Origin of the sequence: Streptomyces sp. NBC_00568 (genome assembly GCF_026341855.1) — a bacterium.
In the GTDB taxonomy this organism is placed as follows: domain Bacteria; phylum Actinomycetota; class Actinomycetes; order Streptomycetales; family Streptomycetaceae; genus Streptomyces.
The window spans coordinates 3615693-3628055 of sequence record NZ_JAPENW010000001.1 but is presented as its reverse complement, the minus strand read 5'-3'; the positions used below and the strand labels follow the sequence as shown (position 1 = coordinate 3628055).

Below are 12363 nucleotides of genomic sequence, written 5' to 3'. Positions count from 1 at the left end.
GGGCCATGGCCATTTCGGGTTCGTTCCGCCGCCACCGTGTCGTCGTGCTCGCCCTGGACGGGCTGCTCCCGTTCGAGCTGGGCATTCCGCAGCGCATCTTCGGCAAGGCACGGGACACCGACGGACGGCCGCTGTACGAGGTGGTCACCTGCTCGGTCCGGCCGCCCGGCCCCGTCGAGACGGACGCCGACTTCTCCGTCCTCGTCGCCAACGGCCCCGAGGCGCTGGCCGGCGCCGACACGGTCGTCGTCCCGGCCTCGTACGAACTCGGGCCCGTCCAGCAGGAGGGCATCCTGACCCCGGAGCTGGCCGCCGCCCTCACGCTCGTCCGCCCCGGCACCCGCCTCGTCTCCATCTGCACCGGCAGCTACGTCCTCGCCGCCGCCGGGTATCTCGACGGCCGCCCGGCCACCACACACTGGATGCACGCCGAGCACTTCCAGGAGCTCTTCCCGCAGATCCGCGTCGACGCGGACGTGCTCTTCGTCGACGACGGCGACGTCCTCACCTCCGCCGGTGTCGCGGCCGGGATCGACCTGTGCCTCCATCTCGTACGCCGCGACCACGGCGCCGCCGTCGCCAACGAGGTGGCCCGCCGCACCGTCGTACCGCCGCACCGCGACGGCGGCCAGGCGCAGTACATCCAGCGCCCGGTGCCGGAGGCGCAGTCGGCCGGCACGACCGCCGCCCGCGCCTGGGCGCTCGGCCGTCTCCACGAGCCCATCCAGCTGCGGGACATGGCCGAGCAGGAGTCCATGTCGGTACGCACCTTCACCCGCCGCTTCCGGGAGGAGGTCGGCGTCAGCCCGGGCCAGTGGCTCACCCGGCAGCGCGTCGAACACGCCCGCCATCTCCTGGAGTCCAGCGACCTGTCCATCGACCAGGTCGCCCGCGACGCCGGCTTCGGCACGGCCCAGTCGATGCGCCAGCACCTGCAGGCCACCCTCGGCGTCACACCCACCACCTACCGGCGCACCTTCAGGTCGGGCTCCGGAGCCGACGGGACCGACGGGACCGAGGGCGGCAACTCCCTCGCTTCCACGCACCCATGACGTCGCATCAGTCGTTGCGGAACGTCAGCACCGCCCTCGCCACCTTCCCCGCGTGCGCGTCCTCGGCCGCCCTCTCGAAGTCCTCGACCGGGTACGTCGCCGTCACCAACTCGTCGAGGAGCAACCGGCCTTCGCGATACAGCTCGGCGTACAGGGCGATGTCCCGCTGGGGGCGGGAGGAGCCGTAGCGGCAGCCGAGGATGGACTTGTCGAGATACATCGAGGAGACGAGGAAGGACGCCTCGGCCGTCGCCGGGGGGACGCCGAGGAGGATCGCCTGCCCGTGGCGGTCGAGCAGGTCGACCGCCTGACGGATGAGCTCGACGCGCCCGACGCATTCGAAGGCGTGCTGGGCGCCGGTGGGGAGGATGTCCTTCACCCCGTCCGTCGAGGTCAGGAAGTGCGTCGCGCCGAACTGGCGGGCGACGGCTTCCTTGGCCGGGTTGGAATCGACCGCGACGATCCTCAGGGCGCCCGCGAGCCGTGCGCCCTGGATGACGTTCAGGCCGATGCCTCCCGTGCCGATGACGAGGACGCTGTCGCCCCGGTCGACCCGGGCCCGGTTCAGGACCGCTCCGACGCCCGTGAGAACCCCGCAGCCGATCAGCGCGGCGGACGTCAGCGGGATGTCCTTCGGAATCCGGACCGCCTGCACGGCCTTCACGACCGTGCGTTCCGCGAAGGCCGAGTTGGCGGCGAACTGGTAGAGCGGCTGCCCGGCTCGCGCGAACGGCCGCTGGGGCATGCCGATCGCCTTGCGGCACATCGTGGGCCGCCCCCGGTCGCACTCGGCGCAGGCCCCGCAGTTGGCGAGCGTGGACAGCGCCACATGGTCGCCGGGCCCGACATGGGTGACGCCCGTGCCCACGGCCTCCACCACGCCCGCACCCTCATGGCCGAGCACCACGGGGACGGGGAAGGGGATGGTCCCGTCCACCACGGACAGGTCGCTGTGACAGAGGCCGGCGGCGGAGATCGCCACCTGGACCTCTCCTGGTCCCGGGTCCCGTATCTCCAGATCGTCCACGACCTGGGTCCGCTTTCCGTCGAAGATCACGCCTCGCATCGCGCCAGCTCCCCTCTTCCCGGGGCACCCCGGGCTGTTCCTGGGCCGTACCGGGCTGTTCCTGGCCGTACCGGGGTGGGCCGTGGCTATCCCCGGGGTTCCTTGGGCAGGCCGAGCGCGCGCTCGGCGATGATCGTGCGCTGGATCTCGTCCGAGCCGCCGTAGATCGTGTCGGCCCGGCTGAAGAGGAACAGGTGCTGGGCGGCGTCCAGTTCGTACGGCCGCTCCGCCGACCAGTCCGCCGGGCCCACCGCCGCGCCGGCCCCCCGCACCTGCACCGCGAGCTCACCGAGCCGCCGGTGCCAGCCACCCCACAGCAGCTTCGCCACGCTCGGCGCCCCCGCGTCCCCGGGGCTCCCCGAACTCCCCAGCGTGCGCAGGGCGTTCCATCGCATCGTGCGCAACTCGGCCCACAGCCGCACGAGCCGGTCGCGTACGACGGGATCCGTGGCCGCGCCCGTGGCGACAGCCGCCCGCAGCACGCGCCCCAACTCCTCGGCGAACCCGATCTGCTGGGCGAGGGTGGAGACGCCGCGCTCGAATCCGAGCAGGCTCATGGCGACCCGCCAGCCGTTCCCCTCCCCGCCGACCACGTGCTCGGCCCGCGCCACCGCCCCGTCGAAGAACACCTCGTTGAACTCACTGGTGCCGGTCATCTGGCGGATCGGACGGACCTCGACGCGGCCGGGCTGGTCCATGGGAACGAGGAGGAAGGACAGGCCGTGGTGGCGGGTGGACCCCGGCTCCGTACGGGCGAGCACGAAGCACCAGTCGGCCTCGTGGGCGAGCGAGGTCCAGATCTTCTGCCCCGTGACACGGAAGGCCCCCGACGGCGCCGCCCCCTGGTCCCGCACGGCGGTCACCCCCGCGCCGGCCGCGCCCACATCCACAGCCCGTTCGGCGGGCACCCGTGCGCCGACCACGCCCGCGTCCGCCACCCGCTCGGCAGTCACCCGTGCGCCGGTCGCCCCTGAGGCGGTCGCCCCTGAGGCAGCCGTCCCCGCGCCGGCCGTCCCCGCGGCAGTCGCCCCTACCGCGGCCGTCCCGGCCTCTGCCGTCCGTTCGGCAATCGTCCGGATGCCTGCCAGGTCCGAGCCCGCGCCGGGTTCGCTGTACCCCTGGCACCACAGCTCACGGCCCTGGGCGATCGGCGGCAGGAAGCGCCGCTTCTGCTCCGGCGTCCCATGGGCGAGGAGCGTCGGCGCCAGCAGGTTCTCGCCGATGTGCCCGGACCGCGCCGGTGCCTTCGAGCGGGCGTACTCCTCGGCCCACACGACCTGTTGGGTCAGGTCGGCGCGCCGGTTCCCGTACCCGTCCTCGTCCCAGCCGAGCCCGATCCAGCCGCCCCGGCCGAGTTCCCGCTCCCACGCGCGGCGCGCGGGAGCGCCGGCCAGGTGCTCCTCCAGCCAGCTCCGCACCTCGCGCCGGAAGGCCTCGTCCTGCGGACCGAATGCGAAATCCACGCGCTCTCCTCCCACGGGGCCGAAGCCGGACTCACGCGTTGGGGCGCGTCTTCTCCGCCGCGGCCCGGGCCATCGCCTCCAGTTGTTCCAGCAGCGGCATCGGATCCACGCCGACCGTCCCCGGAAGGAAGTCGGCGATCTTCTCCGGGGTCCAGGCTCCCTCGGCGTATCCGGCGCGCAGTTCGCGGGGCTGGGCCCATACGGCGATCTTGGGTCCGGCGATCGTGTAGACCTGCCCGGTGATGCGCTCCGCGCGGGCCCGGTCCGACAGCAGGTAGACCACGAGCGCGGCCACGTCCTCCGGTTCGCCGATCTCCTTCAGCTCCATCGGGACGTTCGCCGACATGCGGGTTCGGGCGACGGGCGCGACCGCGTTCGCGGTGACCCCGTACTTGTGGAGTCCGAGGGCCGCGCTGCGCACCAGCGAGATGATTCCGCCCTTCGCCGCGCTGTAGTTGGCCTGCGCGACCGAGCCCTGGTGGTTGCCGCTGGTGAAACCGATCAGCGTGCCCGAGCCCTGCTTACGCATCACCGCCGAGGCGGCCCGGAAGAGGGTGAACGTGCCCTTGAGGTGGGTGGCGACCACCGGGTCCCACTCCTGCTCGGACATGTTGAAGAGCATCCGTTCGCGCAGGATGCCGGCCACGCACACCACTCCGTCGATCCGTCCGTACGACGCGAGCGCGGTGTCGACGACGTGCTGCCCGCCCGCCATCGTCGAGATGTCGTCGGCCACCGCGACCGCCTCGCCGCCCGCCGCCTCGATCTCCTTGACGACGGTGTCGGCGACCGAACTCGTGGGCTCGGCGCCCTCGACGGACACGCCGTAGTCGTTGACGACGACGCGCGCGCCCTCGGCCGCCGCGGCGAGGGCGACCGCCCGGCCTATCCCCCGCCCCGCGCCCGTGACGGCGATGACCCTGCCCGCCAAGAAGTTCCCCACGCCCGGCCCCTTCCCGCAGTTTCTGACGGTCCGTTAGATTCAACTCGGATTCTACGACCCGTCGGATACCTGGAGACAAGCCCCGGGGAGGACTCATGTCACTGCCGGCCGAGTTCCACGAGATCGCCAAGCGCGTGAACAACTGGGGGCGCTGGGGGGCCGACGACGAGATCGGAACGCTGAACCTCATCACCGACGAGGTCGTACGAGAGGCCGCCGCGACGGTACGGACCGGGCGCCGCGTGCCGCTCGCCCTTCCCCTCCAACAGGACGGCGTACAGACCGGGATGATTCCGGGGCGGGTCAATCCGCTGCACACGATGGTGCAGATCAACCAGGAGATCTTCGGCCCCGGCACGGTGGCGTGCAGCGACGACGCCGTCACCATGGGGCTCCAGGCGGCCACCCACTGGGACGCGCTGACCCATGTCTCGCACTCCGGCAGGCTCTACAACGGCCGCCCGGCCGGCACCGTCACGCCGCACGGCGGCGCCGAGTTCAGCGGGATCGACAAGCCGCGGCACATCGTCTCGCGCGGCGTCCTGCTCGACGTGGCGCGGGCGCGCGGCGAACACCGGCTGGCCGGCGGGCACGCGGTCACCCCCGAAGACCTCGAAGCCGCGGAGGAGTTGGCCGGCACGCGGGTACGGGCGGGCGACATCGTGCTCGTACGGACGGGGCAGATCCAGGTGTATCTGGCGAGCGACAAGCACGGGTACGGATATCCGTCGCCGGGCCTGTCGGTACGCACCCCGGAATGGTTCCACGCGCGCGATGTCGCGGCGGTCGCCAACGACACGCTGACCTTCGAGATCTTCCCGCCCGAGATCGACGACCTGTGGCTGCCCGTGCACGCGCTCGACCTGGTCGAGATGGGGATGCTGCAAGGCCAGAACTGGAATCTCGAAGAGTTGTCCACAGCCTGTGGACAAGAAAACCGCTACGCGTTCCTGCTGTCGGCGATGCCGGAACCCTTCGTCGGCGGCACGGGCACACCGGTGGCACCGGTGGCAGTGCTCTAGCCGGCAGAGGGCCGGCTGGCGGCGCGCTTCCCCCACTCTCGACTGCGCCCGACCGGGAGGTCCCCCACCTCACCCCGGGCACGGCAGCGCGCGCCGCCATCCGCCTCCGGCGCGCCCACCCCGCCCCCCTTGGCCCTGGAGGTGCCGGCGCCGAATCGCGACCCACACTCGCCGAGGGCCCCCGTCACCGGAACCCTCGCCGTCCCCTCGCGGCGAATCGCTGAACACAAGCGTGATCAAACGGACACGCCACGTCAACACCCGCTCGGCGATTTATTGCGCTACATCCCTTTTGAGACAGCGCGTACGGAAGCACGGCCCGGCGCATTCGGCCACTACGGCGGCCGTGTACAGACGTTTCGTGCATAGATGCACGAAAGCGCGCCCGTCGTCCGCGCTCCGGCACACCCACGCACGGGAGAACCGGACCGCCCCGCACGGCACGCGCACGAGGAGGACGGAACCAGCTCGGAGGCCGGACCGCCCCGCACGGCACGCGCACGAGGAACGGAACTAGACCGCCTCGTACGCGAAGCCCTCGTAGCCCGGGTACACGGTTCTCGCCGAGGCGCCCGTGGCGCAGCGGTCCACCTCGCACCAGATACGTTTGCCGGCGCCCTCGGGGCTCCAGCCCCAGCGGTCCGCGAGGCCGTCGACGAGCTCCAGGCCGCGGCCGTTGGTCTCGTCGCCGTCGGCATGCCGGGGAATCGGCGGCCGGGCGCTGGTGTCGGCCACCTCGAGGCGCACGGTGGCGGCCCCGGCACCGCCCGGCAGACAGAGGCGCAGGACGGCCGGACACCCGGTGTGCACCACGGCGTTCGTGACAAGCTCCGAGACGAGCAGGATCAGCGTCTCGGCGAGCGGTTCATCGGCCTCTATCCCGGACCCCGCGAGCCTGGAACGGGCCCACCGCCGGGCTCGCCCCACCTCTGCGGGGTCGGGCCGGATCTCCAGCTGCACTTGAAGCACCTGCACCGCTCACACCATCCGAACCGGCGGACACATCGCCTCGCGCCTCACAAGGGCCACGATCGTAGCCATTTTCTGCATGGCCAGAACAAGGATCACGGAACGTGATTCCCTTGCGAGACAGCATGGTTGACGTACAGTCACCCCAACAAGCGCTTCGGGCATATTCCAGCGCGAAGGAGTACGCGTGCGGCATACTGTGCGACGCTCGCCACGGGGAGTCGAACAGGCAGGTACGGGGGTCCGCCCTGCCTCGCGAGCGGCGTGCATCGCCGGGTTCGGCGCGGCCTCAGGGGCAACACCGGGATGGCTCAGCCTCAGAACCACTCGCATCCCACACAAGGTACCGGAGCCCGGCGCCGACTCCAGGCCGTGACAAGTCACGCCTAGGACACAACCAGGTCTCAACGCTCTGTGATTCCGCTCCGCCACGATCCGCGACATCCGCTCGCCCGTGTCCCGCAGCACCCCAGGACAGAGGCCCTCTAGGCCGTCCCGGCCGGCAGATCGTCCGCCAGCTCCTCCTCGCTCCGCGTGGTGCCACCCGCACGGTGCGTCCGTATCCACGCCCTCTTCAGGTGCAGATGGATGTCGGACTCCCAGGTGAAGCCCATGCCGCCGTGCACCTGGAGGCAGTCGCGGGCGCCGCGCACGGCGGCCTCGTCGGCGAGCAGCCGGGCCGCCGCGATGTCCACCGGGTCGGCGGTGACCGAGGCGGCGTAGACGGCCGCGCGAGCCATCTCGACCCGCACGAGCATGCCCGCGCACAGATGCTGCACCGCCTGGAAGGCCCCGATCGGCTGCCCGAACTGCTCGCGGGTCCGGGCGTGTTGCACGGCCGCCTCGCAGGTCCGGGCGGCACTGCCCAGCTGCTCGGCGGCGGTGAGGAGAGACGTGAGGAGCGCGTCCCCGGCCGGCGGAGACGCGGGGCTGCCGAGCGCATCCGGCACCGGGAGGCCGCCGGACCCGTCGGACACCGAGGAGCCTCCGGGCCCGTCCGGTGCCGGGGGGCCACCAGGCCCGTCCGACACGCGGAAGCCGCCGGGCCCGTCCGACACCCGGAAGCCGCCGGGTCCGTCCGACACAGGGAAGCCGCCAGGCCCGTCCGACATCGGCGGGCCGCCGGGACCGCCCGTTGTCCGGGGGCGCCGGAGTGCGCCGCTCGCGGGGCGCGGGGCGGCGGAGGCGGGGAGCCGGTGCAGGGGGGTCAGCGGGTCCACCGAGGCCAGCGGCTCGGCTCCGGTGGTGTCCCCGCGGACGACGTCGGCCTCGTCCAGCCATTCCACGAGCCCCTCGTCGACGGAGGTCACGACCACCTCGCCGGTGGCCGCCCCGGCCACGGCGCCCGCGGCGAGATGCGTGGCGATCAGCGGGCCCGGCAGCAGGACCCGCCCCGCCTCCTCGAAGGCCAGCACGGCCTCCGGAAGCCCCTGCCCGACGCCGCCGTCGGCCTCGGGCAGGCGCAGCGCGAAGAACCCCGCCGCACCGAGCTCACGCCACAGCTCCCGGTCGAGGACACCCCCGCGCTCCCCCTCCCCCCGGTCCACGGCCGCGCGCAGGGCCGCCCGGCCGAACCGGCCCTCCAGCAGTTCCCGTACGCCCTGCCGCAAGGCCCGTTGATCGTCGGTGAGCCTGAAGTCCATGGTCCGAACTCACCTCCCCTTGGGAAGGCCGAGGATCCGCTCGGCCACGATGTTCCGCTGGATCTGCGAGGTGCCGGCCGCGATGGTGTACGAGAGCGAGGACAGCCGGTCCAGGGTCCACTCCTGTCCCAGGTCCAGGGCCTCGGGGCCGAGGACCTCGGCGGCGGCGTCGAACAGCTCCTGGCGGGCGTGCGAGTAGCTCAGTTTGAAGACCGAACCGCCGACGCCGGGCACTCCCCCCGTCCCCTGTGCCTCGCTGACGTTCCACTGGGTGAGCCGCCACAGTGCGCGGAACTCCGCGTTGAGCCGGCCGAGACGGCGTCGCAGCACGGCGTCGTCCCAGCGCCCGTTCTTGCGGGACTCGCGCGCGAGCTCGGCCAACACGCGCCGACAGGCGACCACTTCACCGACGAAGGCGGTGCCGCGCTCGTACGACAGGGTCACCATGGTCACGCGCCAGCCGTCGTTCTCGGCTCCGACGCGGTTGGCGACCGGGACACGCACCTCGTCGAGGAAGACCTCCGCGAACTCGGTGGAGCCCGCGAGGGTCCGCAGCGGCCGGACGGTGATCCCGGGCGCGTCCATGGGCATCGCGAGCCAGGTGATGCCCCGGTGCTTGCGCGCGGCGGGGTCCGTCCGCACCAGCAGCTCGCACCAGTCGGCCACCTCGGCGTGGGAGGTCCAGATCTTGGACCCGCTCACCACGTAGTCGTCGCCGTCCCGCCGGGCGCGCGTGCGCAGCGCCGCGAGGTCCGAGCCGGCGTCCGGCTCACTGAAGCCCTGGCACCAGACCTCCTCGCCGCGCAGCACGGGCGGCAGCCAGCGCGCCCGCTGCTCGGCGCTCCCCTCGGAGGCGATGGTCGGCCCGGCGTGCAGCAGCCCGACGAAGTTGGCCCCCACGTAGGGAGCGCCCGCCTTCTCCGTCTCCTCCAGGTAGATGAGGTGCTGCGTCGGCGTGGCACCCCGGCCGCCCGCGTCGACGGGCCAGTGCAGCCCGGCGTACCCGGCGTCGTACAGCATCCGCTGCCAGCCGAGGTCGTACGCCCGTCGCGCGGGCCAGTCGTCCGGGGACGGTTTCGGCGGCAGCGCCGGGAGGACCCCGGCGAGCCACGTTCGCAGGCGGGCGCGGAAGTCCTCCTCCTCGGGCGTGCAGGCGAGATCCACTACAGATCCAGGTCCAGCATGCGGATGGCGTTGCCGCGCATCAGCTTGTGGATCGTCTCGTCGTCGAGGCCCTTCACATGGTCGAGGGCGACCTCCTTGGTGTGCGGGAAGGTCGAGTCGACGTGCGGGTAGTCGGTCTCGAAGGTGGCGTTGTCGCGGCCCACCACGTCCAGGGACGCGACGCCGTGCTTGTCGCGGAAGAAGCAGCAGAAGATCTGCCGGTAGTAGTACGTCGAGGGGGGTTCCGGGATCAGGTCCCTGACCCCGCCCCAGGCGCGGTGCTCCGACCAGACGTCGTCGGCGCGCTCCAGGGCGTACGGGATCCAGCCCATCTGGCCTTCGGAGTAGGCGAGTTTGAGGCGCGGGAACTTCACCAGGACGCCGCTGAACAGGAAGTCCATCATGGAGGCCATCGCGTTGTTGAAGGACAGCGAGGCCTGGACGGCGGGGGGCGCGTCGGGGGAGGCGGCGGGCATCTGGGACGACGAGCCGATGTGCATGTTCACGACCGTCCCGGTCTCCTGGCAGACCGCGAAGAACGGGTCCCAGTAGCCGGAGTGGATCGAGGGCAGCCCCAGATAGGTGGGGATCTCGGAGAAGGTGACGGCCTTCACGCCCCGCGCGGCGTTGCGGCGGATCTCGGCGACCGCGAGGTCGATGTCCCACAGGGGGATCAGGCACAGCGGGATCAGCCGGCCGCCGCTGTCGCCGCACCATTCCTCGACCATCCAGTCGTTGTACGCCCGCACACAGGCCAGGGCCACTTCCTTGTCGTGCGCCTCGGCGAAGGTCTGGCCGCAGAAGCGCGGGAAGGTGGGGAAGCAGAGGCTGGCCTCGACATGGTTGAGGTCCATGTCCTTGAGGCGCTCGGCGGGGTCCCAGCAGCCGCGCCGCATCTCCGCGCGGGTGATGCCCTCCAGCGTCATCTCGTCGCGGTCGAAGCCGACGGCGGCGATGTTGCGCTTGTACGGGAACTTGAGGTCCTCGTAGATCCACCAGTCGGTCGGCGGTCCGTCCGGGTCCATGGTGATCTGGTACTTGCCCGCGACGTAGGCGAGTTCACCGATCCCGGCGGTGAGCGGCCGCGGACCGCGCTCCCGGTACTTCCGCGGCAGCCAGGTCTCGAAGAGGTGCGCGGGCTCGATCACATGGTCGTCGACGCTGATGATGCGGGGCAGTTCGGTCATGGTCCCCTCCGCCGGGCGTACGGGTCCGTCCGAGGGTGTCCCCCCGGGACGCATTCCATTATCTGATGGGTCGTCAGATCTCTGTTCACAAGCAGGCTAGCCCCGCACCTATGGACCGACAAGGCGGCGAGCCCTACGCTCTGCGCACGATCTGACTGCCCGTCAGCTACGGGTGTCGAAGTGAACGAACCGCAGGGGGTCGAAGTGAACGACACCGCACACGCCCTGAGTTCCGCGCGCACACTGTGGGAGCTGGTCGCCCGCCGAGCCGACCTCACCCCCGACCGGCCCGTCCTGCTCCAGGACGACCGCTCCCTGACCTTCGGCGAGCTGCGCGACCGCGCCGAGCGGGTGGCGGCGGGCCTGCACGACCGGGGCGTACGTCCCGGCACGGTGGTCGCCTGGCAGCTGCCCACCCGCATCGAGACCGCCCTGCTGTCCTTCGCGCTGGCCCGCGTCGGCGCCGTCCAGTCGCCGGTGATCCCCTTCTACCGCGACCGCGAGGTCGGCTTCGCGCTGCGGGAGTCGAAGGCGGAGTACTTCGCCGTGCCGGGCGAGTGGCGCGGCTTCGACCACACCGCGATGGCGCACCGGCTCGGCGCGAAGAACGTCTTCGAGGCGTACGACGCGCTGCCGGAGGGTGATCCCGCCGTGCTGCCCGCCCCGCCCTCCGACGGCACCTCCGTCCGCTGGATCTACTGGACCTCGGGCACCACCTCGGACCCCAAGGGCGTGCTGCACACCGACCGTTCACTGATCGCCGGCGGCTCCTGCCTCGCCCACGCGCTGCGTCTGTCCGCCGACGACGTGGGCTCGATGGCCTTCCCGTACGCGCACATCGCCGGGCCCGACTACACGGTGATGCTGCTGCTGTACGGCTTCCCGGCCGTGATGTTCGAGCACTTCGCGCTGCCCGCCGCGCTGGAGGGCTACCGCGAGCACGGCGTGACGGTGGCGGGCGGGTCGACCGCGTTCTACTCGATGTTCCTCGCCGAACAGCGCAAGCGGCCCGGGGAGCCCGTCATTCCCACACTGCGGCTGCTCGCGGGCGGCGGAGCCCCGAAGCCGCCGGAGGTCTATCACTCCGTCGTCCGGGAGATGGGCGTGCAGCTCACCCACGGGTACGGGATGACCGAGGTCCCGATGATCACGATGGGCGCGCCGGACGACACGGCCGAGAACCTCGCGACCACGGAGGGCAGGCCCCCGGAGGGCATGGAGATACGGATCGTGGACGCGGCGGGAGCCTCCCGGCCCTGTGGCGTCGACGGCGACGTACGGCTCAGGGGGGAGGCCGTGTGCCAGGGGTATCTGAACCCGGCGCAGACGGCGGAGGCGTTCGACGGGGACGGGTTCCTGATCACCGGGGACGTCGGGCATCTGACCGGGAGCGGGCATCTCGTCCTCACCGGCCGGGTCAAGGACATCATCATCCGCAAGGGCGAGAACATCTCCGCGAAGGAGATCGAGGACCTGCTGCACCGGCACCCGGCGGTCGGGGACGTCGCCGTGATCGGACTGCCCGACGCCGAGCGCGGGGAACGCGTCTGCGCGGTGGTCGAACAGCCGCCGGGAGCGGAGGAGTTGACCTTGGCCGCGATGACCTCGTATCTGCGCGGGGAAGGGATGTCCGTGCACAAGCTGCCGGAACAGCTGGAGGTCGTGGACGCCCTTCCGCGCAACGAGGCGCTGCGGAAGGTGCTCAAGTACCGGCTCAGGGAACGCTTTTCCGGCTGAGGCCCCGGGTGGCGCGAACTTCTCGGGTGAGCGGTCGGCCGTCCCGGGGTCAGCCGTGGGCCGGGCGGGCTCGGCGGCCGGCCGTCCCCGGGAGAGCCCGAGCCGGGTCGGCCCGGG

10 protein-coding genes are annotated in these 12363 nt (G+C 71.9%); 3 read left to right on the top strand and 7 right to left on the bottom strand.

The features are described 5' to 3' along the window. Positions 1-5 precede the first annotated feature (5 nt). The gene (locus OOK38_RS15895; protein ID WP_266759857.1) at positions 6-1052 is read left to right on the top strand and encodes a GlxA family transcriptional regulator; all 1047 of its coding nucleotides are present in this window, start codon (positions 6-8) and stop codon (positions 1050-1052) included. Between the two features lie 7 nt (positions 1053-1059). Here the strand turns inward: OOK38_RS15895 and OOK38_RS15890 are convergent, their stop codons facing one another. From OOK38_RS15890 to OOK38_RS15880, 3 genes are all read right to left on the bottom strand, one after another. Further along, complete coding sequence (locus OOK38_RS15890; RefSeq protein WP_266759859.1) at positions 1060-2118, bottom strand: Zn-dependent alcohol dehydrogenase; 1059 nt, start codon at positions 2116-2118, stop codon at positions 1060-1062. Between the two features lie 86 nt (positions 2119-2204). Continuing rightward, a complete protein-coding gene (locus tag OOK38_RS15885; protein ID WP_266759861.1) occupies positions 2205-3581 on the bottom strand; it encodes an acyl-CoA dehydrogenase family protein in 1377 nt (458 codons plus the stop codon). Between the two features lie 31 nt (positions 3582-3612). Continuing rightward, positions 3613-4524 (bottom strand): SDR family oxidoreductase, encoded by a 912-nt coding sequence (locus tag OOK38_RS15880; RefSeq protein ID WP_266759863.1) that lies wholly within the window; start codon positions 4522-4524, stop codon positions 3613-3615. Between the two features lie 95 nt (positions 4525-4619). Here OOK38_RS15880 and OOK38_RS15875 point away from each other — a divergent pair, with 95 nt between their 5' ends. Next, positions 4620-5546, top strand: coding sequence for a cyclase family protein (locus OOK38_RS15875; RefSeq protein WP_266759865.1), 927 nt, complete (start codon positions 4620-4622; stop codon positions 5544-5546). A 513-nt stretch (positions 5547-6059) separates the two neighbouring features. Here OOK38_RS15875 and OOK38_RS15870 read toward each other — a convergent pair. From OOK38_RS15870 to OOK38_RS15855, 4 genes are all read right to left on the bottom strand, one after another. After that, the gene (locus OOK38_RS15870) at positions 6060-6521 is read right to left on the bottom strand and encodes an ATP-binding protein (RefSeq protein WP_266759866.1); all 462 of its coding nucleotides are present in this window, start codon (positions 6519-6521) and stop codon (positions 6060-6062) included. A 479-nt stretch (positions 6522-7000) separates the two neighbouring features. Further along, the gene (locus tag OOK38_RS15865) at positions 7001-8158 is read right to left on the bottom strand and encodes an acyl-CoA dehydrogenase family protein (protein ID WP_266759867.1); all 1158 of its coding nucleotides are present in this window, start codon (positions 8156-8158) and stop codon (positions 7001-7003) included. 9 nt (positions 8159-8167) lie between these two features. Continuing rightward, a complete protein-coding gene (locus OOK38_RS15860) occupies positions 8168-9322 on the bottom strand; it encodes an acyl-CoA dehydrogenase (protein WP_266759868.1) in 1155 nt (384 codons plus the stop codon). Beyond that, positions 9322-10509: an amidohydrolase family protein gene (locus OOK38_RS15855; protein WP_266759870.1), complete on the bottom strand. Its 1188-nt coding sequence runs from the start codon at positions 10507-10509 to the stop codon at positions 9322-9324. The genes OOK38_RS15860 and OOK38_RS15855 overlap by 1 nt, the downstream gene beginning before the upstream one ends. Positions 10510-10713: 204 nt before the next feature. Between OOK38_RS15855 and OOK38_RS15850 the strand changes: the two genes are divergently transcribed. Then, positions 10714-12246: a class I adenylate-forming enzyme family protein gene (locus OOK38_RS15850; RefSeq protein WP_266759871.1), complete on the top strand. Its 1533-nt coding sequence runs from the start codon at positions 10714-10716 to the stop codon at positions 12244-12246. Positions 12247-12363: the final 117 nt, after the last annotated feature.

Coding starts and splice junctions, on each gene's coding strand:
- OOK38_RS15890 (WP_266759859.1), bottom strand. CDS start 2,118: ATGCGAGGCGTGATCTTCGACGGAAAGCGGACCCAGGTCGTGGACGAT.
- OOK38_RS15865 (WP_266759867.1), bottom strand. CDS start 8,158: ATGGACTTCAGGCTCACCGACGATCAACGGGCCTTGCGGCAGGGCGTA.
- OOK38_RS15895 (WP_266759857.1), top strand. CDS start 6: ATGGCCATTTCGGGTTCGTTCCGCCGCCACCGTGTCGTCGTGCTCGCC.
- OOK38_RS15855 (WP_266759870.1), bottom strand. CDS start 10,509: ATGACCGAACTGCCCCGCATCATCAGCGTCGACGACCATGTGATCGAG.
- OOK38_RS15875 (WP_266759865.1), top strand. CDS start 4,620: ATGTCACTGCCGGCCGAGTTCCACGAGATCGCCAAGCGCGTGAACAAC.